This window comes from Amycolatopsis eburnea, assembly GCF_003937945.1.
Taxonomy (GTDB): Bacteria; Actinomycetota; Actinomycetes; order Mycobacteriales; family Pseudonocardiaceae; genus Amycolatopsis; species Amycolatopsis eburnea.
The window spans coordinates 1-23,731 of sequence record NZ_RSEC01000061.1 but is presented as its reverse complement, the minus strand read 5'-3'; the positions used below and the strand labels follow the sequence as shown (position 1 = coordinate 23,731).

Here is a 23,731-nt window from a genome sequence, read left to right as displayed (position 1 = left end):
ATCTCCTTGTGGGAAACGGGTTCACGCGGCGAAGTGGCAGGCCGCCCGGTGCGGCCGGTGCTCGGTGCCCGCGGCCGGGTCGGTGCGGGCGCAGACGGTCCGGTCGGCGTGCACGAGCGGACCGATCGGGCACCGCGGGTGGTAGCGGCAGCCGGACGGCGGGTGGTGCGGGTCGGCGGGTTCGGTGTCGGCGAGGAGGTCGTCCCCGGCGAGCAGGTTGCCGTGCGTGGACGGCGCGGCGGCCAGCAGTTCCTTGGTGTACGGGTGCCGCGGGTCGGTGAGCACCTGCTCGGCGGGCCCGGCTTCGACGATCCGGCCGAGGTACATCACGGCGACGACGTCGCTGACGTACCGCACCACGGCGAGGTTGTGGGAGATGAACAGCATCGACAGGTTCAGCCGCCGCTGCACGTCCCGGACGAGGTTGAGCACCGCGCCCTGCACCGAGACGTCGAGTGCGGAGGTGATCTCGTCGGCGATCAGGACCTTCGGCTGCCCGGCCAGCGCCCGGGCGAGCGCGACGCGCTGCCGCTGCCCGCCGGACAGCTGACCGGGCAGCATCCCCGCCCGATCGGGGTCCAGGTGCACCAGTTCGAGCAGCCGGGCCACCTCGGCCTTCCGCCCGGGACCGCGCGGCATCGCCTCGGCGATCGACTCGCCGATCGCCATCCGGGGGTCCAGCGACGAATACGGGTCCTGGAACACCATCTGCAGCGGGCGGCGCCGGGGCAGCTTCCGCACGTCGGTGCCGTCGAGCCGGACCCGGCCCGCGCTGACCGGCGCGAGGCCGGCCGCCGCCCTGGCCAGGGTCGACTTACCCGAGCCGGACTCGCCGACCAGGCCGACGACCTGTCCGGAAGGGACGGTCAGGCTGACGCCGTCGACCGCGGTCAGCCTGCCGTAGCGGACACTCACGTCCTCGAACTCCAGAGCGCTCACGCGGCACCCTCCTCATGGGACTGTCCGGAAAGGACACCGGCGGGCGGGTGCCAGCAGGCCACCCGGTGCCCGGCCCCGGCCGGTTCGAGCACGGGGTCCTCGGTGCGGCAGCGCTCCGACGCCAGCGGGCAGCGATCGGCGAACGCGCAGCCGGGCGGCACCTGGTCCGGGGCAGGCGGGCGGCCGGGGATCACTTCGAGGGGCTCGTCGCGGTCGGTGCCGAGGTCCACCGTCGTGGCCAGCAGCGCCCGCGTGTACGGGTGCCGGGCCTCGCCTCCGGTCGGCAGGTCCTCCACCACGCGCCCGGCGTACATCACCAGCATCCGGTCGCACGTCTGGGAAACGACGGCGATGTCGTGGCTGATGAGCAGGATCGCCGCGCCTTCGGTCTCGCGCGTGCGGGCGAGCAGGCGCAGCACCTGCCGCTGCACGGTGACGTCGAGCGCGGTGGTCGGCTCGTCGGCGATGACCAGCTTCGGCTCGCCCATCAGGCCCATGCCGATCATCGCGCGCTGCCGCATCCCGCCGGAGAACTCGTGCGGGTACTGCCGCGCCCGCCGCGCCGCGGCCGGGACCCGCACCGCGGTCAGCTTCTCGACCGCGCGGGCGAACGCCTGGCGCCGCGACAGGCCGTGGTGCCGCTCGGACACCTCGGCGAGCTGGCCGCCGACCCGGCGGGCCGGGTTGAACGACGTCATCGGGTCCTGGAACACCATGGCCAGCGCCGTGCCGAGCTCGCGGTCCGTCGCCGACGCCAGGGGCTTCCCGGCGAACTCGAGCCGGTCGGCGGTGACCACGCCGGGTGCTTCGATCAGGCGGGACACGGCCAGCGCGGTCAGGCTCTTGCCGGACCCCGACTCGCCGACGACGCCGATCGCCTCGCCCGCGCGGACGGTGAAGCTGACCCCGCGCACCGGCACGGTCCAGCCGCCCGGCCCGGGGAACGCCACCTGGAGGTTTTCGACGGCGAGCACCGCGTCGGCCGCGGGTTCGCCGCCGGGCGCGGGCCGGGGCGCCGGGAGCGGGCCCGCCGCGCGCCGGGTCGCACGCGTCCGGACCCCGACCACCGCGGCGACCGTCTCCCCCACCAGGTTGAACGCCAGCCCGGCCAGCACCACCGCCGCGGCGGGCGCGAGCGCGGCCACCGGGCTGACGTAGATGCCGTCCAGGCCTTCGCGCAGCAGCCGTCCCCAGTCGTAGTCCGGCGCCTGCACGCCGATCCCGAGGAAGGACAGCCCGGCGAAGGCGAGCAGCGACGAGCCGGCCCCGATGGTCGCGTTGACCACGAGAGGTTCGCCGATGTTCGGCAGCACGTGCCGGGCCAGCAGCCGGAGCCGGCCGACCCCGGCGATCCGGGCCGCGGCGATGTAGTCGCGCCCGCTCACCGACGCCGAGAGCGTCTGCACGAGCCGGGCGAACGCCGGCGCCATCGCGAACGCGATCGCGAGCACCGCGCCCTGGGTGCCGACGCCGAAGATCACCGCGAAGAACAGGGCCAGCAGCAGCCCGGGGAACGCCACCGCGATGTCGACGGCCGCGATGAGCAGCCGGCCCGCCCACCGCGGCAGCACCGACGGCAGCGTCCCGAGCACGACCCCGGTGCCGACGCCGATCGCGGTCGCCAGTACCGCGAGCCCGATCGAGAGCCGGGTCGCCACCAGGGTGCGGAGCAGCAGGTCGCGGCCGAGGGAGTCGGTGCCGAACGGGTGCGCGCCCGACGGTCCCTGGCCGATCGCGTCGGTGTCGATCGCCGCGGCGCCGTCACCCCAGACGAGCGGGGCCACCACCGCCAGCACGACCACCACCGCCAGCAGCACCGCCGAGCACGCGCCCACCGGGGTGCGCACGGCCGCCACCCACACCGAACCACGTCGTCGCGCCGTCATCAGGCCTCCCGGATCGCCGAGCGGGGGTCGAGCAGCCCGAGCACGACGTCGACCAGCAGGTTGACCAGCAGCACGCCGACGCCGTAGACCAGCACGATCCCCTGCACCAGCGGGTAGTCCTTCGTCACGATCGACTGCACGATCGTCGAACCGAGGCCGGGCCAGGCGAACACGTTCTCCACCAGCACCGTCCCCGCCACCATCGAAGTCAGCATCAGCCCGCCCAGGGTGAGCGTCGCGGTCAGGGCGTTCGGCAGCGCGTGCCGCACGTAGACCAGCCGCGCGGGCAGCCGCTTCGCCCGCGCGGTGCGGACGAAGTCGGCGCCCAGCACGGAAAGCAGCTCGACGCGGATGATCCGGGCCAGCACCGCCGCCGGCCCGATCGCCAGCGCCGCCACCGGCAGCACGTACCCGCTGACGTCGTCGGCGCCCGCGACCGGGAACCAGCCGAGGCCGACGGCGAGCAGCGCCACCAGCCCGACCCCGATCAGGAACTCGGGGATGGCCGCGACGAGCACGCTCACCGACGTGAAGCCCAGCTCCGCGCCCCGGCGGCGGCCGCCGCGGGTGAGCACCGCGAAGCCGACGCCCAGCGGGACCGCGACGGCCACCACGACCGCGAAGGCCAGCACCGCCAGCTGCACTGTCGAGGGCAGCCGGTCGCCGATCACCTGCGCCACCGGCTGCCCGCTCGCCATCGACGTCCCGAAGTCCCCGGACAGCAGGTTGCGCACGTAGTGCCCGTACTGCACCCACAGCGGGTCGTCCAGGCCGAGCTCGGCCCGCTTCGCCGCCACCAGCGCGGCGGGCGCGGTCATCCCGAGCGACGCGCGCACCGGGTCGCCGGGCACCAGGTGGATCATCAGGAACGCCGCGGTGAGCAGCGCCCACAGCGAGACGGCGAACCGGGCCAGCCGGCGCGCGGCGAACGCCGGCCACGGGCCGCCGCGCAGCCGGGGTGGTGCCGCCGCCGTGGTCACTTCGCCAGCATCCGGATCGACGACGGCGTCAGGCTGCCCTGGCTGAGCGTGAACTTCGCGCCGCTGGCGTAGGTCGGCACGACGGAGTCGAAGTAGGGCACCGCGTCGACCCGCTTGATCAGCGCGGTCTCCGCCGCGTTCCAGTCCGCGCAGCTCGCGTCGCCGGGCTTGGTCGCCGCGGCCTGCGCGCCCTGGTCGTAGCCGGGGTTGGAAATGTGGGCGAAGTTCGTCCCGTCCGGCGCGGCCGGGCCGGAGACGAACGGCACCAGCTGGCTCGGCAGCGAGAACCCGACCGGGCCGAGGGAGACCTCCCACTCGCCGGTGCCGAACAGGACCTGGCTGAGACCGGGGCTGTCGACCGCCTTGAGCGTCACGTCGGCGCCGAGGGACTTCCACTGCTGCTGGACCAGCTCCGCGGTCGGCGCCATCGTCGGGCCGAGCTGGGTGCCGTAGAGGACGGTCAGCGCGAGCTTCTTGCCGTCCTTGGCGCGCACGCCGTCCGCGCCCTTCTTCCAACCCGCGGCGTCCAAAGCGGACGCCGCCGCGGCCGGGTCGTGGGCCGGGAGGTTGCCGGTGACGGTGTCGCCGGGGCAGACCTCCGGCTCGTTCGTGATCATGCCCTGCGACGGCTTGCCGGCGCCGTTGGTCAGCACCTTGCCGAGCTGGGGCAGGTCGAGCGCCTGGGTCAGCGCCCGGCGGACGGCTTCGTCCTGCCCGGGCCGCCCGGCCGCCTGGTTGTAGAACACCTCGCCCATCGGCGCCGTGAAGTCGGCGTGGAAGAGCTTGCGCCCCTCCAGCCGCTGCCGGTCCGGCCCGTTGACCTGGGCCGCGTTCAGCTCGCCGGACAGCAGCAGGTTGGTCGCGGTCGTGGTGTTCGGGATGACCCGCACGACGACCTTGTCCGGCAGGCCCGGCTCCGCCTTCCAGTCACCGGGGCCCCACGCGTAGTCCTTGCGGCGGGTGAACGTGTAGTGGTCGTTGGGCACGGACTCGGTGACGGTGAACATCCCGGTGCCGGCTTCGCCCTTGGCGAGCAGCTTCCGGTCCGCGAGCCCCTTGGCGCAGGCGATCGGCACCCCGCCGACGTTGCGGGCCAGGAACGCGTCCGGCTTGCCGCTGGTCACGGAGATCGTGCCGGTCGCCGCGTCCGCGGTCGCCTTGGTGCCCGGGGCGATGAACAGCCCGGCGATGGGCGACTTGTTCGCCGGGTCGCCGATGAAGTTGATGTTGGCCGCGACGTCGGCGGCGGTCAGCGGGCTGCCGTCCGCGCACGTGAGGCCCTGGCGGAGGGTGAAGGACGCGGTCGTCGTCGACGCCTCCCACTTCGCGGCCAGCCCGGCGACCGGCTTGCCGGCGTCGTCGAGGCCGAGCAGCGTGTCGTAGAGGAACCGGTCGACCTGCAGGGCCACCGACAGCACGGTCATGTGCGGGTCGAGGCTGCCGGGGTCGGAGCCGACGCCGAGGCTGAACGTCTTGCCGTCCACCGGCTTCCCGTCCCCGCTGCCGGCGTTGCCCGATCCCCCGCAGGCGGTCGCGGTGAGCGCGAGCACCCCGAGCACGACCCCCGCCGTCCGAATCCTGGTCATGGTGTTTCCTTCCGGAGGTGGTCCACGGCGAGGCGGGCGGCCTTGCCGATGGCTGCGTCGACGGCGGGTTGCCGCTCGGCCAGGGAGTCCGCGCGGGTGAAGACCGCGACGGCGAAGCGGCGGCCGTCCGGGAAGGACAGGACGCCGGCTTCGTTGCGCACCGCGGGCAGGGTGCCGGTCTTGGCCGCGATCTTGACGTCGGAGCCGAAGCCGGAGGAGATGCGGTGCGGCCAGATCTGCCGCGCCATGATCGCGCGCACCCGCTCGCACGCGGCCGGTTCCGCGGCGCGGTCGGTCCAGATCGCTTCGAGCAGGGTCGTGATCTCCCGGGGCGTGGACGCCGTCGTCCGCTCGGGGTCGAGCACCGCGAGCTTCCAGGTCTGTTCGGGCGTCGCGCCGGCGAACACGGCGTCGAGGTCGGCGTCTTCGGCGGCGCCCAGATCGGCGAGCACCGAGGCGAACAGGTCCTCGCAGCAGCCGATCAGCCGGGTCCGCCCGAGGCCGAGGTCGGCGAGGACGCGGTCGACGGCGGCCTGGCCGACGCGGTGGTAGAGCACGTCGGTGGCCGCGTTGTCGCTCATGGTCAGCATGAACAGGGCGAGGTCGCGCCAGCTCATTTCGACGTCGTCGGCGCAGCCCGCGGTGCCGATCCCGCCGATGCGGTAGCGCTTTCCGACGCGGGTGCGCTCGGTCTCGTCGAGCCGGCCGGCCACGACTTCGCGGGCGTAGGCGACGGCGACCGGGATCTTGAACACCGACGCCAGCACCACCGGGTCGTCGGCGCCGACGGCGACCTCTCCCCCGCCGCCGATCTCCTTGGCGTGCAGGAAACCCCGGGCGCCCGCCGCCAGGAAGGCGTCCGCGATCCGCGTCGGGCTCACGCGCGCACCCGCCGGTCGGCGCGGCCGGTGTGCAGGTACAGCGCGCGCCCGGTGCCGTCGTCGCCGACGAACGCGTGCGGCAGGTACATGCCCTGCATCGGCTCGGCCAGGATCAGCGTGTCGCCGTTCATCGCGACCAGCTCGGTCTTCTCCGGCTTGGCCAGCTCCGCGAAGATCCCCTTCGGGACGCGCTCCACCCAGACGCGGCCGTCCTCGTCCTGGCTGACCGTGATGTCCGCGACGGACGACGAGTACTCGCCGACGTACCGCGTGGCGTCGATGCGCGGGGCTTCCGGGTTCGGCACCGGCGGCACCTTCAGCTCGATGCCGGTCAGCTCCTTCAGCACGTGCCCGACGACCTCGGTGTAGAGCGCGATCGGGTTGCCGCCGTTGGTCAGCAGCGCCACGGCGACGTCGTGCCCGGCCGCCAGGCGCAGGAAGGCCGACTGGCCGATCGTGCCGCCGTCGTGGCCGACCACCTGGCCGCCCTCGGACAGCGACCAGCCGAGGCCCCACGCCTCGCCCATCAGGCCGAGGTCGGGCAGCTCCACGACGCGTTCCCGCATGGCGCGGGCGCTTTCCGCGCTCAGCACCCGGGTGCCGTCCGGGCCCTCGCCGTCGCGCAGGTGCATGCCGGCGAACGTCACCAGGTCGCGCGGGCGCATGGCGAGCATCGAGCCGGCCGGGGCGTTGGACGCCGCCAGCGCCCAGACGCCGGCGGGCTGCGGGTCGGCGCCGGGCTCGGGCGTGAGGTGCCCGAGCGCGGCGCGGAAGCGGATGGCCTCGTACGGGCTCGCGGCGGCGTGCGTCAGTCCCAAGGGGACGAACAGGTGCTCGGCCAGGCAGTCGTTGTAGGGCTTGCCGCGCAGCACTTCCACGACCCGGCCGAGCACGCAGAAGGCGGCGTTGTTGTAGGAGAACATCTCGCCGGGCGCGAACAGCTGCGGGACGTCGCCGAGGGTCGCGACGTACTTCTCGACGCAGTCGTCGCCGCGGCCGGTGTCGGTGAAGATGTCGCCCTCGAAGCCGGAGGTGTGGCACATCAGCTGCCGGACGGTGATCCGCGCGGCGGCCTCTTCGTCGGCGATCTTGAACTCGGGCAGGTACTTCCGGACCGGCTGGTCGAGGTCGAGCAGGCCATCGTCGGCGAGCTGCAGGGCCAGCGTGGTCGTCCAGATCTTGGTGATGGAGCCGATCTGGAACAGCGAATCGGTGTCGGCCTCGACGCCGGTGCCCGTGTTGAGCACGCCGGCCGCGTGGTCGATGATCTCGCCGCCGGCGTAGACGGCGACGGACGCGCCCGGCACCTTGTGCTCGGCCAGCAACGCGGGGAGCCGGCGGTCGAGCCAGGCGGAGAGTTCGGTGAGCTTCGACATGGTTGCCTCTCGTGGCGAACGGTGGGGGAACCGGCGATGCGGGGATGCTAGGACGGGTCCCGGGGCCGCCGATTCGTCGAAACCGACGAGACCCGGGGAAACTTTCATCGCGGGCGACGAACCGCCCGCAGCCGGTGGGCCGCGCCGGCCCGCAGGCCCGCGTACCGCACCGCGACCAGGACCTTGACCCGCGACGCCGTGACGGCGGCGCCGGCCGCGCACGTCCGGGCCCGCGCGCCGGCTTCCGCCACCCAGCGGCCGAGCACTTGTTCGGCTGACTCCATGGAACCCTCCGTCCGTTGTGGACTATCCGGCAGGCGAGGTGAGCCACGCCTTGGCGGTCGTCACCTCGGCGAGCCGTTCCGGGATCGGCGTGACGCCGAGACCGGGACCGGACGGCACCGGCAGCCGGCCGCCCGCTTCCAGGACGAACGGCTCGGTGATGTCGGTGCGGTAGAACCGGTCGGACGCCGAGGTGTCGCCCGGCAGCGTGAACCCGGGCAGCGACGCCAGCGCGACGTTGGCGGCCCGGCCGAGGCCGGTCTCGATCATCCCGCCGCACCAGACCGGGACGCCGTGCGCGGCGCAGACGTCGTGCACCCGCCGCGCTTCGAGGTAGCCGCCGACCCGGCTCGGCTTGATGTTGACGATCCCGCAGGCGCCGAGCTTGATCGCGTCGGCGGCCGAGCGCGCGGAGACGACGGACTCGTCGAGGCAGATCGGCGTCCGGATGTGCTTGGCCAGCTCGGCGTGACCGAGCACGTCTTCCTCTTCGAGGGGCTGTTCGATGAGCAGCAGCTCGAACGGGTCGAGCCGTTGCAGCTGCGGCACGTCCGAGAGCGTGTACGCGGTGTTCGCGTCGACCTGGAGCAGGATGTCCCCGAAGCGTTCGCGGACCGCGCGCACCGGCTCGACGTCCCAGCCCGGCTCGATCTTCAGCTTGATCCGGACGTACCCGTCGTCGAGGTAGCCGGCGACGACGTCGAGCAGCTTCGGGACGGTGTCCATGATGCCGACGGACACCCCGCACGGCACGGAGTCTCTGGTGGACCCGAGCGCGGTGCCGAAGGACATGCCGTGGGCGCGCAGCTCGGCGTCCAGGACCGCCATTTCCAGTGCGGCCTTGGCCATCCGGTGGCCCTTGAACTTCGCCAGCAGCGGCGCGACCTTGTGCGCGGTCAGGTCCCCGGCGGCGAGCAGCGCCGGCACCAGGAAGGTGCGCAGCACGTGCTCGACGCCGTCGACGTACTCCGAGGAGTACAGCGGGTCGACCATCGCGCCGCACTCGCCCCAGCCCTCGCCTTCGGACGTCACCGCCCGAAGGAGCAGGAGTTCGCGCTCGGCCTGCGTGCCGAACGACGTCCGGAACGGCGCCACCAGCGGCATCCGGACGCGCAGCAGTTCCACCCCGGTCAGTTTCACGCCGTGTGCTCCTTCGCGACCACGTACCAGCCGGCACGATCGAACCCCGTGACCGACGCCCCGCCGGCCATCAACCCGCCCAGGACGTCCCGCAGCGCGACCCGCCACGCCCGGCCCAGCCCGGGGTCGCTCCGCCGGAGCGCCTCGATGTCCGGCGGCACGGCGACCAGCACCACGGGCGCGTCCGCCGGCCCGGTGACCGGCGCCCCGCCCGCGTCCGCGGCCAGCGCGACCGCGGCGCCCTGCTTCCGCAGCACCGCGGTGTCCGCCCGGTCCGGGACCCCGCTCGCGGCCGCCCGCACCGGCGGGCTCGTCAGGTTCCAGACGGCCATCAGCCGGTCGGTGTCGCCGGCGCCGTTGATGCCGTCGTGCATCGGGCCGTAGAAGTCGGGCAGGTAGTGCGCCGGGCGGGCGGCGAGCTTGGTCAGGTTGAAGTGGGCGTTGCGCCGCACCAGCGGGTCGAACGTCCAGGAGATCTCGCCGACGTCCTGTCCCAGCGCCCACGCGCGCTGGTGCAGCTTGAGCGCGAAGCCGATGCCGCGGCCGTGCCCGCGGGTGGCGACGCCGGCGATGTGGCTGTGCAGTCCTCCCTTCGCCGGTCCGCCGAAGAACCCGAAGCAGGCACCGAGGAGCTCGGGCCCGTCGAAGGCACCGGCCACGTAGTTGCCCGCCGAGACCATGGCGCGCAGCAGTTCGGCGGTCACCGGCGGGTTTCCCGGCTCGGGGCGCCAGATCGACTCGAAGAGCCGGGTCACGGCGGCCAGGTCGGCGACCTCGGCCAGGGTCCGGACGGCGACCCCCGAGGCCGTGGCGGCGGTGGCCGCGGCGGCGGCCGCCTCGTCCCGCAGCGGCGGGGCTGTGTTCGTCACGACTTCAGTCACGCTGACGATCCTCTCCGGACCCGGCCCGCCGGTCACCGTTGTGCCGCACCGGATTCGCCCCGCGCGTTCGTCGGCGCGGACGAACTTTCCCGCGCCAGCAGGGTTTCCGCGAGCTCCCGGACCAGCGCGGTGCGGCGGGGCAGCTCCGCGACGAGGACGTGTTCGTCGTCGGCGTGCGCACCGCCGCCGACCGCGCCGAGGCCGTCCAGCGTCGGAATGCCCAGCCCGGCGGTGAAATTGCCGTCCGACGCCCCGCCGACGGCCGCCTCGGTGAGCGGTCCGATGCCGAGGCCGGCGGCGAGTTCGTTCGCGAGCGCGAAAAGCTCGGCCGACGCCTTCGCCTCCAGCGGCGCCCGGTTGATGCCGCCGCCGATCCGGATCCCCGAGCCGTCGACGACCGGGGTCAGGCTCCGGATGGCGCGGTCGACGCGGCCCTGCTCGCCGGTGTCCCACACGCGCGCGTCGACGGCGACGCTCGCCGCGGCGGGCACGGTGTTGGTGGTCGTCCCGGCGCTGAGCGCGGTCGGGACGACGGTGGTGCCCTTCTCCGCGTCCGCGAGCGCGGCCACGGCGAGGATCTGGTGGGCGACCTCGATCCCGGCGTTGACGCCCTTCTCCGGTTCGAGCCCGGCGTGCGCGGCGCGGCCGTCGACCTCGACCCAGTACCGGGAAACGCCTTTGCGGCGGGTCTTCAGCGCCCCGCCGTCGGCCGACGCTTCGAGCACGAGCACCGCGTCGCAGGTCTTGGCCTCGTCCTCGATCAGCGGCCGGGACAGCGGCGAGCCGATTTCCTCGTCGCCGGTGACGAGGATCGACAGGCCGTCCCGGTCGGGCAGCGCCGCGGCGGCGTGCAGGGCCATCACGACGCCGGCCTTCATGTCGAAGCAGCCGGGGCCGCGCAGGACGCCGTCGCGGACCTCGAACGGGTGGGTGGCCAGGGATCCCAGCGGCCACACGGTGTCGTGGTGCCCGAGCAGCAGCACCCGCGGCTCGCCGAAGCGCCACCGCAGGTGCGTGCAGCCGTCGGTGACGATCCGTTCGGGCTCGGTCCCGAGGAGCCGCCGCCCGATCGCGGCGACGACCTCGGCACTGCGCGCGACGGCTTCGTGGTCCTCCGACGGGGATTCGCAGCCGACGAGCGCCTCGATGTCGTCGATCACTTCGGCTCACCCCGCAGCGGTTGCCCGGGAAGCGCTTCCGGGTCGAGCTGCCCGTCGCCGATCACCCGCACGCCGGCCACGAAGAGGTGCCGGATGCCGTGCGACGGCCGGGTGGGGTCGGTGTAGGTCGCGGTGTCGGTGATCCGGTCCGGGTCGAGCACGACGACGTCGGCGTCCGCTCCGGCACCGAGGTGGCCCTTGCCGCGGGCGGCGGGCGCGACGTCGTCGAGGAGCCGGGAAGGCAGGTAGGAGCAGCGGCGGAAGGCTTCGAGCCACGTCCAGGTGCCGGTTTCGCGGACCATCAGCCGCAGGGTTTTCGCGAAGGTGCCAGAGGTGCGCGGGTGCGTCGTGCCGCCCGGCGGCAGCGGCCACTCGGTGCTCTCGGCGCGGCCGTCCTTCCAGTACACCGGCATGGCGTCGCTGGCGACGATCGCGTCCGGGAAGGCCAGCGCCTGGTGCAGCAGGCCGCGGTCGCGGGGATCGTGCTCGTCGAGGAACTCCAGCAGGCACGGCGCGCCCGGGTCCGCCTTCCGGATTTCGCGGAGGCGGGCTTCGTCGCGGACGCGCTCGCCCGTCTCGAGGATCACCACGCTCGACGGGCGGAGTCCCTTCAGCCGCAGGCGGTCCGGCTCGATGAACGCGGCGCCGACGGCGGTGCTGCCGGCACCGTACGGGTAGGCCTCGACGGTGACGCGCGAGCCCTCGCGGCGGGCGTTGTCCAGGGTGGCGAGGACGCGGTCGACGTGGTGACCGGAGGTGCTGTTGACGTGGCAGTGGTGCATCGCGGCGCCGGTTTCCCCGGCCGCGACGGCGATTTCGACCGAGCCGTCGACCGGGATCGCGGGGTCGACCTCGACCAGTTCGCGGACGTGGGTGTAGGTCGGCACTCCGGCCTTCGCCGCGAGGCGCGCGACGGCGAGGAACTCCCCGGGGTCGGTGGCGGGCGCGTACCCCATGAGGACGCCGATGCCCAGCGCGCCTTTCGCGATCTCGGTGTCCAAAAGGGACAGCCAGGCGCCGAGTTCCGGTTTGGACGAACTCCGCTGCCAGCGGGGGTTCCCGAGCACGGCCAGTCCGCTGCCGATGTTCGCGTCAGGCTCGATCCCGGCGAGCACCTGCGCGCGGGCCGCGCCCCAGGAGGCGGAGAAGCCGTAGTGCAGTGGCCGCCCGGCCGCGGCGGCCTCGGCGTACGCCCGCTCGACGGGCATCAGCCCGGCTTCGAGGTCGAGCGCGGTGGTGACCCCGTCCATGGCCTGCAGCCGCTGCCCGGCGACGGAGTGCACGTGGCTGTGCAGGTCGACGAACCCCGGCCCGACGACGAGCCCGGTCACGTCGATCCCGGTCGCGTCGGGGGCGTCGAGGTTCGCCCCGACGGCGGCGACCTTGCCGCCGTCGAGGAGCACGTCGGCGACGCCGTCGAACCCGCTGCCCGGGTCGACGACCCGGCCGCCCCGCAAGAGTGTCCGCACCCGCTGCCTCCTCGTGGTCACCGATCCCGGTGACGTTAGGAGCATTCCGGCGGACGCCGTTGGTGCGCGACGACGAATGCGGGCGGCGTGGTCCGTCCGCACGGACGAACCACGCCGCTCGCGGTCAGGCGCTGGGGCCGGTCCAGCCCTCGGGCACGTGCCCGATCCGGACCCGCTGCGGGTGGTCGCCCACCGGGACCGAAACGCGCTTCTGGCCCGTCGCGAAGTCGATCGCGGTGACCTGGTCGGCACCGGCCTCGGAGATCACGCACGCCGTGCCGTCGCCGCTGACCGTCGCCCAGTACGGCTTCACCGCCGGCACCAGCGCACCCTGCTGCAGGGTCGCGCGGTCGACGACCGTCGCGTAGTCGTCCATCGTGCCCGCGACGCAGAGCTTGTCGCCCGCCGGGCTCATCGACAGGCCGTGGTGGCGCGAGTCGTTGACGAACGTCGTGCGGTCGTCGCTGGTGGCCGGGTTCTTCGGCAGTTCCTTGAGCCGGGTGATCTTGTCGGTCGCGACGTCGTACTCCAGGAAGCCGTTGAAGAACGAGACCTGGAAGTACAGCTTCGACTCGTCCGGCGTGAACGCCACCGGCCGCACCGCGTCGGACAGGTCGCGGCGCCCGAAGGCGTCGAGGCGCTGGCGCATGTCGATCACCTTGACCTGGGCGAACGTCGTGGCGTCGACGACGGTGATCCGCCGGTCCCCCTTGGTGAAGTCCCAGCCCGGGTCGTCGAGGTCGGTGTTGACCTCGCCGATCGACATGTTCCACAGGTACCGGCCGCCGCCGGTGAACACGTTCTCGTGCGGCTTGTCGCCGGTCGCGAAGGAGCCGACCTGCTGGCCGGTGACGATGTCCAGCACGTGCACGGTGTTGGACGTCGAGGCGGACACCGCGACGCGGCGCCCGTCCGGCGAGACGGCCATGTGGTCGGAGCGGAAGCCCGACACCGGGAAGCGCCAGTTGATCCGGCCGGTGGTGAGGCTGATCGACACGACGTCGGCGAAGCTGGGCCGCGACGCCACCACCGAACCGCCGTCCGGGGTGGTGTACATGTCGTCGACGAACTGGTCGTGGCCTTCGCCGGGGCCGTTGCGGATGCCGAGGAAGAACGCCAGCTTGATCGGGTTGAGGTAGATCTCCCGCAGCCGGTCGTCCTTGTCCGGGATGATGTTCACGCGCCCGATGCGGGCGAACGAGCCCCGCGACTGGATGACGTCCGCCGTCCCTTCCCAGTTGTTGCCGACGAACATCACCTCCCGCAGGGCCGCGGGGGCACCGGTCGCGGGCACCGCGGCGCCGGTCACCAGCAGGGCGGCGGCGGACAGCGCGTACGCCGCGCGCGAGAGGTACGACCGCCGTCGGGTCGGGGAAGTGCGCACTGGGAACACCTTTCGACGCTGAAGAGGTGCGGCGGGAACTGCGATGGCTTTCGTGCGGTAGAGCGGTTACTGTCCGGTATCGCCACGATAACCGGCCCCCGGAGCCGCTCCGGTAGGGCCGCTCGGCCAACATCGCGCGCGCGGCGTTGTGGCCGTGCCACAACGGGCCCGGGAGGTGCCGTGCCGGCGTTGCCGCTGCTCCGGCAGGTGCTCGACGCGATGGCCGCGGACGAGACCGTGCTGGACGAGCTCGTGCGCGCGGCGCGCAGCCAGTCCCCCGAGGTCGCGCGGCTGCCGGAAGCCGAAAACCGCCGCCACGTGCAGTTCCTGCTGTCGGCGGCGCTGCGGGCCACGACGAACCCCGGCACCGCCGACTACACGACGGCGGAGAAGCTCGGCGCCGACCGCGCGGCGCAGGGTGTCCCGCTCACCGACCTGCTGCGCGGCGTCCAGGCGGGCCGGACGCTCGCCGCGCGCGTCGCCGTCGAACGCTGCCGGGCCGCCGGGCTGCCCGACGACGTCATCCTCGAGACGGTCCTGGACGCCGAGCGCTACACCGGCGCGCTGGAACGCCACATCGTCAAGGGGTACCACGCGGCCGAGCTCCAGCTGTCGCGCACCGTCCGCGACGCGCGCACCCAGCTGCTGCGGACGCTGCTGCTCGCCGGGCCGCCGCCGACGCCGGAGGAGCTCCGGCAGGCGGGCCTGCGTCCCGATGGCCGGTACCACTGCGTGGTTTCCGACGTCAGCGATCCGGCGCGGGCCCGCACCCTCGAACAGGCGCTGCTGGAGTTCGGCGGGGTCTACGGCCTGGTCGAAGGCAGGCTCACCGGCCTGGCGGCCCGCGCGCCGTCCGTCGAGCCCGCCGCCGGCGCGGTCCTGGTCGTCGCGCCCGCGGTCCCGCTGCCCGGGCTGCCGGAAGTCCACGGCCTCTGCACGGCGGCGGCCCGCCTGGCCGGCCCCGGCCGCCACGACCTCACGGCGCTGGCGGGCAGCCTCGCGCTGGCCGCCCAGCCGCTGCTCGCCGACCTGCTCACGACGTCGTCGCTCGGCGCGCTGGACCCGGCGAACCCGTTCCACCGCGAGCTGGCGGCGACGGCGCTGGCCTACCTCGACCACGGGCAGCGCCTGCGGACGACGGCGGAAGCCCTGCACCTGCACCCGAACACGGTCCGGTACCGGCTGGACCGGCTGGCGGAGCTGACCCCGGTGGCACTGGCGGAAAACAGCGGCGGCCGGGTCCTCGACGCGGTCCGGTCGTGGTGGGCACTGCACCACTGGCTGGGCGACGCGGGCTGAGCACCGGCCGTCACCCGCTAGGGTCACCCCCATGGCTGAACTCGAGCGCCTGCCGGCGACGACCGACGGCGGCGAATGCATCTTCTGCGCCATCGCCACCGGCCGCGCCCCGGCGGCGTTCGTGCACGAGGACGACGACTTCGTCGCGGTGGCCGACCTGCGCCCGGTCACCACCGGCCACCTGCTCGTCCTCCCCCGCGCGCACCACGCGGACCTGGCCTCGCTGCCGGCCGAGACGGGTGGCCGCCTGTTCGCCGTCGCCCACACGCTGGCCGCGGCCCTGCGCCGCACCGACCTGCCGTGCGAAGGCATCAACCTCTACCTCGCCGACGGCAAGGCCGCCGGCCAGGAGATCCCCCACGTCCACCTGCACGTGATCCCCCGCCACGCGGACGACGGCTTCGTCATGAACGCCGACTGGCGGGTGCGGTCGCGGGAGGAGCTGGCCGAGGTCGCGGCCAAGGTCAAGGCCGCGCTTTAGGACTTGTGCAGCTTGTCCGGGTGGTGCCGCGGGCCGGCCGCGTGGTCTGCCCGGCGTCGCGGGATGTCGTGAAAGGGTCGTTCATGTCGTCTGGCGAGGTGAACTCCTTCAGCACCAACGCGTTCGCCGCCTCGCGGATCGGGCGGGCCATCTGCTCCAGGACGCGGTTGCGGCCCGGCAGGTACGGCATCAGCTTGATCATCCGGGTGTTGAACCACGCGAACGCCCGCGACTGCGGGATGATCCCGCGCAACGCCGTCTTCGCCAGTGCCTGGTTCTTCTCGATGAACGGCCGCATTTCCGCCTCATAGCGGGAAAGCGCGACGGCGAAGTCGGTCGAAGCCGCCAGTTCGCCCGCCAGCACGTACGCGCCCGCCAGTGCCAGGCTCGTGCCCTGGCCCGACGCCGGGGACGCGCAGTAGCCCGCGTCGCCGAGCAGGGTCACCCGGCCGGTCGACAGGTGGTCCATGACGATCTGGCACACCGGGTCGAAGTAGAAGTCGCCCGCTTCGCGCATCGCGTCCAGCAGCGCCGAAACCTCCCAGCCCAGGCCCGCGAACTGGCCGGCCACCAGGTCCTTCTGGCTCTCGACGTCCCGCCGGTCGTAGGTCAGCGGCGGGGCGCTGAACCAGAACGCGGCCTTGGCGTCCTCGGCGCGGGCGGTGCTGTAGACGTTGACCATCTTGCCCGGCGCCGCCGAGTGCAGCAGTTCCCAGCGGTCGAGCTCGAACGTGTTGGGCACCGTCGAAATCGAGATGTAGGCGTCGAACCGGCGCAGGAAGTCCTCCTCCGGGCCGAACGCGAGCGCGCGGACGCCCGAGTGCAGGCCGTCGGCGCCGACGACCAGGTCGAACCGGCGTGGCGCGCCGTGGGCGAACGTCACCTCGACGCCGCCGGGGCCCTGGTCGAGGCCGGTGATCCAGTCGCCGAAGACGTACTCGGTGTGCTCGCGGGTGGCGTCGTAGAGGATCTTCGCGAGGTCGCCGCGGAGGATTTCGGTGTCGTCGCCGTGGCGGAAGCCGAACGTGTCGGCGTCGAGGGTCGCGACCTGCTTGCCGCGCTTGTCCACGAACGCCGCGCCCCGCATGTCGGTGCTCGCCGCGTGCACCCGCTCCAGCAGCCCCATCCGGCGGACGACGTCGACGGCGACGCCGCGGATGTCGACCTTGTAGCCGCCTTCGCGCAGGCTCGGGGCCCGCTCGACGACGGTGGCGCGGAAGCCGTGGCGGTGCAGCCAGAAGGCGAGGGCGGGGCCGGCGACGCTGGCGCCGGAGATCAGGATGTGCTTCGTCATGCCACGCAGCTTGGGCGCGGCCGCTCACCGTTCACGAACCGAGCGCGAACCGCCGCTGACCGAGCTCGTGAATGGCCTGCTCAGGGGGCATTTCCCGGCCGCGGGCGAACGCGGAAGCGTAGGCCTCGGGGCCGATCCGCGCCCGGACGCGGCCGGCCACGGCGGCGACGTCGGCGTCCCCGGCGACCGGCGCCCCGCGCAGCCCGACCGCGACGCCGAGCAGGAACGCGGCCCGCTCGTCCTCGTCGCGTCCGGCGAGCACCCCGGCCAGCCCTTCGATCGCCTGGGCCGCGCCGGGCAGGTTCGCGTGCTCGAGCGCGGTGGCGAGCGCCTCCTGGTGCAGCTCGGTCGCTTCGTCGAGGTCGCCGCCGGCGGCCGCGGTCCAGCCGAAGCCGGTGTGGAGCCGGATGCGCGTCTCGCCGCCGGTCACCGGGCCGGTGGCCAGGCCGAGCGCCGCGGTGTACCAGCGCCGGGCCGTGGCCAGGTCACCCGCGCGGCGCGCGACTTCGCCGAGCCCGCCGCGCGCCCGGGCGAGGGTCAACGGCGTACCCCGCGCTTGTTCGGCGGCGGCTTCGTAATCGGCCTTCGCGGCCTCGACGCCGCCCGCGCGCAGCAGGCCGTCGGCGCGGCGGCACAGCAGCTCGGCCGCGTCTTCGAAGGCGCCGAGTTCGCCCGCCAGCCGGACGGACTCGTCCATCAGCTCGCGGAACCCGGCGTGGTCGCCGCGCCAGTCGGCGAACTCCGCGAGCTTCTCCAGCGCGCTCGCCGCGCCCCAGCGGTCACCCAGCTCGCGGAACCCGGCCAGTGCCGCGGCGAAGTGCGCCTCGGCGTCGGCGATCCGGCCGCCGTACTGCGCGCCGAGGCCGTCGCCGATCCGCGCGAACGCCCGGGACCACAGGTCCGGGCCGATCAGCGCGGCGAGCCGGGCGCCCTCCTTCGCCTTGGGGCGCGGGGAAAACGCCCACAGCAGGAAGAGGTACGGGTGCCGCAGCGGCCCGTCGAGCCGCCGCACGATCGGTTCGATCCCGGTGGCGGTATCCGACGCGTGGATCAGGCAGAGGACGTACTCCTCGGCCAGCCCCGGCGGCGGCTCGGGGCCGACGGCGGCGAGCACGGCGTCCGCGAACGGGGTCGCCTCACTGCGCAGGCCGCGCAGCCACCAGTACCAGGTCAGCGCAGCGAGGAGCCGCAGGGCGAGTTCCGGGGCCGCCGCCGCGCTCCAGCGCAGGGCCGCGTGCAGGTCGGCGTGTTCGGCGGTCAGCTCGGCCAGCGCCGTCAGCTGGCCGGCACCGCGCAGCCGGGGCCCGGCGGCGCGGGCGAATCCGAGGAAGTACTCGGCGTGCGCGGCGCGGACGTCGTCGCCCCGCTCGGCGCAGAAGGCGCGGATGGTCTCCAGCATCCGGTACCGGCCGCCGTCGAACTCGACGAAGGACTTCTCGACCAGGCCGGCGAGCACGCCCTCGGCGTCCGGGACGGCGCAGACCCGCTCGACGGCGTCGAGCCGCGCGCCGCCGGCGAACACCGCGAACCGGCCGGCGAGCCGCTGTTCGGCCGGCTCGAGGAGGTCCCAGCTCCACTCGACGACGCCGCGCAGGGTCCGGTGCCGCGGCTCGGCGGTCCGTTCGCCGCGCGACAGCAGGCCGAACCGGTCGCCGAGCCGGGCGGCGACGTCGGTGGCGGACAACGTCCGCAGCCGGGCGGCGGCGAGCTCGATCGCCAGCGGCAGGCCGTCGAGCGCGGCGCAGATCCGCGTGACGGCGTCGCTGTCGGGCGCTTCGCCGGGAGCGACCGCGGCGGCCCGTTCGGTGAACAGCCGGGCGGCGGCCGCCGCGGGCAGCGCGCCGACCGCCACCAGCACCTCGCCGGTCAAGCCCAGCGCTTCACGGCTCGTCGCGAGCACGCGCAGTCCCGGGACGGCCGCGAGCAGCCGCCGCACCAGCCGCGCGGCATCGGCGACGACGTGCTCGCAGTTGTCGAGGACGAGCAGCAGCGACCGGTCGGCGAGCCCGGCGGCCAGGCGGTCGGCCGGGTCCGCGGGCGCGCCCGGCGCCAAGACGCCCTGTTCCCGCAGCCCCAGTGCGGCCAGGACGGCGGGCGCGACCTCGGTCGTCGTCGCCAATTCGACGAAGCAGACTTCGCCGGCTTCGCGGGTCGCGGCTTCGACGGCGAGCCGCGTCTTGCCCGCGCCGCCGGGCCCGGTGAGCGTGACGAGCCGCGCCGACGCGAGCGCCGCGCGCAGCCCGTCGAGCTCGCCGCGTGCGACGAACCCGGTGAGCGGCACGGGAACCCGGCGCGCGGGCGCACCGCGCAGGACGGCGGTGTGCGCGTCGGCGAGTTCGGGTGACGGGTCGGCGCCCAGCTCGTCGGCGAGGCGTTCGCGGACTTCGGCGAACACCGACAGCGCTTCGGCGGACCGGCCGCTGCCGTGCAACGCGCGCACGAGCCGGGCGGCGAGCCGTTCGCGCAGCGGGTGTTCGCGGACGAGTTCCCGGAGTTCGGCGACGAGCCGGTCGTGCTGCCCGAGGGCGAGCCCGGCGTCGACGCGGTCCTCGATCGCGGCCAGCCGCAGCTCGGCCAGCCGGGCCGCGCGCGGCGGGTCGGCGAGCCCGTCGAGCGCGGGACCCCGCCAGAGCGCGAGCGCTTCGGTGAAGAGCGCGAGTTTCGCTTCCGGCCCGGCGGTTTCCCGCGCCCGCGCGGTGAGCCGCTCGAACCGGTGGAGGTCGACGTCCTGGGGGTCGACGGCCAGCCGGTACCCGGCGGAGGTGAACTCGACGAGCCCGTCGGGCGCGCCGCCGTCCTTGAGCCGCTTGCGCAGGCGCGAGACCTGGGACTGCAGCGCCTCGGCGGCCCCCTCGGGCGGGTGGTCGCCGTGCAGCCCGTCGATCAGCCGATCGGCCCCGACGACCCGCCCGGCGTCGAGCGCGAGCAGGGCCAGCAGCCCCCGCAGCTGCGGCCCGCCGAGCGCGACGGGCGTCCCATCGGGACGGCGGGCTTCGACCGGCCCGAGGATGGCGAACTGCACACCGCCGATTCTGGCCTACGCACGCCGGTCGTGAGTGGCGAGTCGGGTTAGGGCCAATGGTCATTTGGCTACCTACGGCGCGGGGAGTCGGCGGCGGCCGGGAACGCACCCAATGTGGCGTTCGGTGCGTCAGACGCACCGAACGCCACATTGGGTGCATCCATACCCGGCACACCGGCCCCCCCTTGAGTCCCAACAGCACCACCGGCCACAACGCCTCCCGCAGCGGCCAACTCATCAACCGGAACGGCCAACTCACCCGCCTTGCCGGCGAGTTGGCCGTTCCGGTGCGTGAGTTGGCCGCTGCGGGCGGTGAGTTGGCCGTTCCAGCACCCGGCGACAACGCAGGTCGGCAAAAGAACGTTCGCCAGAACCCTACTTGTCACTCACGACCCGGTTCACGGGCGCAGGCCGCGGAAGAACGCGCGGATGTCGGCCACGAGCAGCTCCGGCTCCTCCAGCGCGGCGAAGTGGCCGCCCGAGGCGAACTCCGACCAGTGCGCGATCTTCTCCTCCGGGTCCATGATCCGGCGGACCACCGGCGAGGAGTTGAACACCGCCCAGCCCGCCGGGACGTCCGACGGCGCCAGCCAGCCGTGCCCGGAATGCGCGGCCTCGTACAGGAACCGGGCCGCGGACGCGCCGCTGCGGGTGAACCAGTAGAGGCTCACGTTCGTCAGCAGGCGGTCGCGGTCGACGCCGTCGCCGCTCCACGCCTGGAACTTCTCCGCGATCCAGGCCAGCTGGCCGACCGGGGAGTCGGTGAGCGCGGCCGCGATCGTCTCGGGCTTGTGGGACTGGAGGTCGAGGTAGCCGCGCCCGGCCTGCCACGCCTCGCGCGCGGCGTCCAATTCGGACTGTTCCGCGGGCGACAGGTTCTCCGGCAGGGGAAGCTGCTCCCCCGCCAGCGCGATCGTCCCGCGGTCGCTGGTGACGTGCGTGCCGATCACGCGCTCCGGGTACAGCGCGGCCAGCCGCCCGGTGACGCCGGCGCCGATGTCGCCGCCCTGCGCGGCGAAGCGGTCGTAGCCCAGGCGCGTCATCAGCTCCGCGAACGCGTCCGTCGTCTGGGCGAGCTCCCAGCCGGGGCCGCTCAGCGGCGTCGAGAACCCGAAGCCGGGCACGGACGGGACGACGACGTGGAAGGCGTCCGGCCCGTCTTCGGTGAGCGGGCCGATGACGTCGAGGAACTCGGTGAACGAGCTCGGGTAGCCGTGGGTGAGCAGCAGCGGCACCGCGTCGGCCCGCGGCGAGCGGACGTGCAGGAAGTGGATGACCTGCCCGTCGATCTCGGTCGTGAACTGCGGGAACGCGTTGATGGCCGCTTCCTGCGCCCGCCAGTCGAAGCCGTCGCGCCAGTACCCGGCCAGGTCGCGGACGGCCTCGGTGGGCATGCCGCGGGACCAGTCCGGCTCGTCGCCGGGCACGGGGTCGGCGAACCGGGCGGTGGCCAGGCGGCGGTGCAGATCGTCCAGCTCGGCCTGCGGGACGTCGATGCGGAAGGGGCGGATTTCGTTCGTCATGGGAAGCACGCTATGAGCCATTGCGGAAGACTTCATTCCGCGATTCATGCGAGACTCGGAAAATGTTGCAGACTTCCGCCCGCCTGCTCCGGCTCCTGTCGCTGCTCGAGACCCGGCGCGACTGGACCGGCGCCGACCTGGCCGAGCGGCTCGGCGTCAGCGCGCGCACCGTCCGCACCGACGTCGGCAAGCTGCGCGAACTCGGGTACCCGGTCGAAGCCGCCCCCGGCGTCCAGGGCGGCTACCGGCTCGGCGCCGGCGCGCAGCTGCCGCCGTTGCTGCTCGACGACGACGAAGCGGTCGCCGTCGCGGTCGGCCTCCGCACGGCGACCGGCGTGTCCGACATCGCCGAGACGTCGGTGCGCGCGCTGGCGAAGCTGGAGCAGGTCCTGCCGTCGCGGCTGCGGCACCGGGTCCAGGCCCTGGAGGCCGCAACGGTGTCGGTGCCCGGCGCCGGCCCGGCCGTCGACGCCCGGGTGCTGACCGCGATCGCGGCGGCCATCCGGGCGAGCGAGCGGCTGCGCTTCGACTACCTGAGCCACCAGCGCGAGGCGAGCCGCCGCGAGGTCGAGCCGCACCGGCTGGTCAGCTGGGGACGGCGCTGGTACCTCGTCGCGTGGGACACCGCGCGGGACGACTGGCGCACGTTCCGCGTCGACCGCCTGACGCCGAAGGTGCCGAACGGCCCGCGCTTCACCCCGCGCGAGCCGCCCGAGGGCGACGTGGCGCGGTTCGTCCAGCGCAGCGCGGGCGCGGCGACCTGGCGCTTCCACGCCCGGGTCCGGCTGCACGCCCCGGTGGACCACGTCCGCGCCCGGCTGCCGATCGCGGTCGAGGTGACGCCGGAAGGGCCGGACCGCTGCGTCGCGGAGGTCGGCTCGGACAACGCGGCGATGCTCGGGCTGTACCTCGGGCTGCTCGAAGTGGACTTCGAGGTGCTCGACGCGCCGGAGCTGGCCGCGGAGCTGGCGAAGACGGGCGAGAGGTTCCTCCGCGCCGCTAACGCAGGGAGTCCGCCAGCTCCTGGATGATCACCATCTGCTCCCGGGCACCGACCTCCATGCCGGACTGCAGGATGGTGTCGCGCAGCTCCTTGCTCCCGGTCTCGGTGAGCAGCCGCAGCAGGGTGCGGTCGCCGTCGAGCGCGGTGAAGGTGACGGTGTTGAGCGGCCCGTCCACCGAGTCGAGGGGCACGCCGGGCATTTCGAACACCTCGGTGTAGACGAGCCGCTCGCCGGGGACGACTTCGCGGTACTCGCCGTGGAACCCGACTTCGGTACCGTCGCCCGTCTTCAGCACGTACCGCCAGCGGCCGCCGGGGCGCAGGTCCAGCTCGACTTCGGTGGTGGTCCCGCGGTGGCCGCTCCACCAGCGGCCCACCAGCTCGGGCGTGGTCCAGACGCGGTAGACGAGGTGCTTCGGCGCGTCGAACTCGCGCGTGATGAGGATCTGGTCGTCGGCGGGGGTGGTGATCTCCACGTCAGTGCTCCTGTTCCTTGAGTTCCTCGAGGACGTCATCCATCAGGTCGAACCGCCCGGCCCACGTCCGCTCGTACTGCCGCACCCAGTCGTGGATCGGCTTGAGCGCGGGCCCGTTGAGCCGGTACAGCCGCTGGCGGCCATCGCCGCGCACGTCGACCGCGCCGACCTCGCGCAGCACCCGCAGGTGCTTGGAGACCTGCGGCTGGGCGAGACCGAGCAGGTCGACGAGGTCGCCGACGGAACGCTCGCCGTCGCGGAGGACGTCGAGGATCTGCCGCCGCCGGGGTTCGGCGACCGCGTTGAAGGTGTCGGTTGTCGTCGCTGCTCGGGCCACGGGAGTCATCATATGCCGATATGGGTATGCGTCAAGCTCGCCTGGCCGCGTGGTCTGCCCGGCGCCGCGGGGGATGTCGTGAAAGGGTCGTTCATGTCGTCTGGGGACAGGGTCCCGGCAAAGTGGCGGCGGTTTGCCCGGCGGCGGCTTCGCCGACGTCTTGAATGACTCATTCAGGTCTTCGGAGGTCCTGAATGACTCATTCAAGACACCGCAGGGCCGCCCGGGGCCGCGGCGGGGATGTCATGAAAGGGATGCTCCTATGGATGTCGAGGGGTGAGTTCGAGGCCGTTTGCGGTGATGATCCGGTAGAGCTCCCGGGCGATGTAGCG

20 protein-coding genes are annotated in these 23,731 nt (G+C 73.7%); 3 read left to right on the top strand and 17 right to left on the bottom strand.

Annotated features, from left to right (window positions below; genetic code table 11):
• Nucleotides 1-21: 21 nt before the first annotated feature.
• The 12 genes from EIY87_RS39405 to EIY87_RS39350 form a co-directional block, all read right to left on the bottom strand.
• A complete protein-coding gene (locus tag EIY87_RS39405) occupies nucleotides 22-939 on the bottom strand; it encodes an ABC transporter ATP-binding protein (protein ID WP_125315080.1) in 918 nt (305 codons plus the stop codon).
• Nucleotides 936-2,825, bottom strand: coding sequence for a dipeptide/oligopeptide/nickel ABC transporter permease/ATP-binding protein (locus EIY87_RS39400; protein ID WP_125315079.1), 1,890 nt, complete (start codon nucleotides 2,823-2,825; stop codon nucleotides 936-938). The genes EIY87_RS39405 and EIY87_RS39400 overlap by 4 nt, the downstream gene beginning before the upstream one ends.
• Nucleotides 2,825-3,805 carry an ABC transporter permease gene (locus EIY87_RS39395; RefSeq protein WP_125315078.1) on the bottom strand — a complete coding sequence of 327 codons (981 nt, stop codon included), beginning with the start codon at nucleotides 3,803-3,805 and terminating at the stop codon, nucleotides 2,825-2,827. The genes EIY87_RS39400 and EIY87_RS39395 overlap by 1 nt, the downstream gene beginning before the upstream one ends.
• Complete coding sequence (locus EIY87_RS39390) at nucleotides 3,802-5,391, bottom strand: ABC transporter substrate-binding protein (protein ID WP_125315077.1); 1,590 nt, start codon at nucleotides 5,389-5,391, stop codon at nucleotides 3,802-3,804. Before EIY87_RS39390 ends, EIY87_RS39395 begins: the two co-directional genes overlap by 4 nt.
• Complete coding sequence (locus EIY87_RS39385) at nucleotides 5,388-6,272, bottom strand: serine hydrolase (protein WP_158641444.1); 885 nt, start codon at nucleotides 6,270-6,272, stop codon at nucleotides 5,388-5,390. The genes EIY87_RS39390 and EIY87_RS39385 overlap by 4 nt, the downstream gene beginning before the upstream one ends.
• Complete coding sequence (locus EIY87_RS39380) at nucleotides 6,269-7,648, bottom strand: serine hydrolase domain-containing protein (protein ID WP_125315076.1); 1,380 nt, start codon at nucleotides 7,646-7,648, stop codon at nucleotides 6,269-6,271. Before EIY87_RS39380 ends, EIY87_RS39385 begins: the two co-directional genes overlap by 4 nt.
• Before the next feature lie 104 nt (nucleotides 7,649-7,752).
• On the bottom strand, nucleotides 7,753-7,932 hold the full coding sequence (locus EIY87_RS39375) for a hypothetical protein (RefSeq protein ID WP_125315075.1): 180 nt from the start codon (nucleotides 7,930-7,932) through the stop codon (nucleotides 7,753-7,755).
• 22 nt (nucleotides 7,933-7,954) lie between these two features.
• Nucleotides 7,955-9,070, bottom strand: a complete 1,116-nt coding sequence (gene menC, locus EIY87_RS39370; RefSeq protein ID WP_125315074.1) for an o-succinylbenzoate synthase — start codon at nucleotides 9,068-9,070, stop codon at nucleotides 7,955-7,957.
• Nucleotides 9,067-9,951, bottom strand: a complete 885-nt coding sequence (locus EIY87_RS39365) for a GNAT family N-acetyltransferase (RefSeq protein ID WP_125315073.1) — start codon at nucleotides 9,949-9,951, stop codon at nucleotides 9,067-9,069. Before EIY87_RS39365 ends, menC begins: the two co-directional genes overlap by 4 nt.
• A 32-nt stretch (nucleotides 9,952-9,983) precedes the next feature.
• Entirely contained in the window at nucleotides 9,984-11,111 is a 1,128-nt protein-coding gene (locus EIY87_RS39360) for a M20 family metallopeptidase (RefSeq protein WP_125315072.1), read from the bottom strand.
• Entirely contained in the window at nucleotides 11,108-12,580 is a 1,473-nt protein-coding gene (locus EIY87_RS39355) for an amidohydrolase family protein (protein WP_263855657.1), read from the bottom strand. The genes EIY87_RS39360 and EIY87_RS39355 overlap by 4 nt, the downstream gene beginning before the upstream one ends.
• Before the next feature lie 124 nt (nucleotides 12,581-12,704).
• Entirely contained in the window at nucleotides 12,705-13,964 is a 1,260-nt protein-coding gene (locus EIY87_RS39350; RefSeq protein WP_125315070.1) for a YncE family protein, read from the bottom strand.
• Nucleotides 13,965-14,144: 180 nt separating this feature from the next.
• Between EIY87_RS39350 and EIY87_RS39345 the strand changes: the two genes are divergently transcribed.
• Together EIY87_RS39345 and EIY87_RS39340 are read left to right on the top strand one after the other, a co-directional pair.
• Complete coding sequence (locus EIY87_RS39345; RefSeq protein WP_125315069.1) at nucleotides 14,145-15,263, top strand: helix-turn-helix domain-containing protein; 1,119 nt, start codon at nucleotides 14,145-14,147, stop codon at nucleotides 15,261-15,263.
• 31 nt (nucleotides 15,264-15,294) lie between these two features.
• Nucleotides 15,295-15,744: an HIT family protein gene (locus EIY87_RS39340; RefSeq protein WP_125315068.1), complete on the top strand. Its 450-nt coding sequence runs from the start codon at nucleotides 15,295-15,297 to the stop codon at nucleotides 15,742-15,744.
• Here EIY87_RS39340 and EIY87_RS39335 read toward each other — a convergent pair.
• From EIY87_RS39335 to EIY87_RS39325, 3 genes are all read right to left on the bottom strand, one after another.
• A complete protein-coding gene (locus tag EIY87_RS39335; RefSeq protein ID WP_225440336.1) occupies nucleotides 15,728-17,038 on the bottom strand; it encodes an FAD-dependent monooxygenase in 1,311 nt (436 codons plus the stop codon). The two genes, EIY87_RS39340 and EIY87_RS39335, sit on opposite strands and share 17 nt — an antisense overlap.
• A gap of 31 nt (nucleotides 17,039-17,069) precedes the next feature.
• Nucleotides 17,070-20,060 (bottom strand): BTAD domain-containing putative transcriptional regulator, encoded by a 2,991-nt coding sequence (locus EIY87_RS39330; protein ID WP_125315067.1) that lies wholly within the window; start codon nucleotides 20,058-20,060, stop codon nucleotides 17,070-17,072.
• A gap of 398 nt (nucleotides 20,061-20,458) precedes the next feature.
• Nucleotides 20,459-21,583: an epoxide hydrolase family protein gene (locus EIY87_RS39325; RefSeq protein WP_191984438.1), complete on the bottom strand. Its 1,125-nt coding sequence runs from the start codon at nucleotides 21,581-21,583 to the stop codon at nucleotides 20,459-20,461.
• Between the two features lie 62 nt (nucleotides 21,584-21,645).
• Between EIY87_RS39325 and EIY87_RS39320 the strand changes: the two genes are divergently transcribed.
• On the top strand, nucleotides 21,646-22,614 hold the full coding sequence (locus tag EIY87_RS39320) for a helix-turn-helix transcriptional regulator (protein ID WP_125315065.1): 969 nt from the start codon (nucleotides 21,646-21,648) through the stop codon (nucleotides 22,612-22,614).
• On the opposite strand, the gene EIY87_RS39315 is transcribed toward EIY87_RS39320, so the two are convergent.
• Both EIY87_RS39315 and EIY87_RS39310 read right to left on the bottom strand, forming a co-directional pair.
• Nucleotides 22,583-23,062 carry an SRPBCC family protein gene (locus tag EIY87_RS39315; RefSeq protein WP_125315064.1) on the bottom strand — a complete coding sequence of 160 codons (480 nt, stop codon included), beginning with the start codon at nucleotides 23,060-23,062 and terminating at the stop codon, nucleotides 22,583-22,585. The two genes, EIY87_RS39320 and EIY87_RS39315, sit on opposite strands and share 32 nt — an antisense overlap.
• Nucleotide 23,063: 1 nt before the next feature.
• Nucleotides 23,064-23,399: an ArsR/SmtB family transcription factor gene (locus tag EIY87_RS39310; RefSeq protein ID WP_125315063.1), complete on the bottom strand. Its 336-nt coding sequence runs from the start codon at nucleotides 23,397-23,399 to the stop codon at nucleotides 23,064-23,066.
• Nucleotides 23,400-23,731 lie beyond the last annotated feature (332 nt).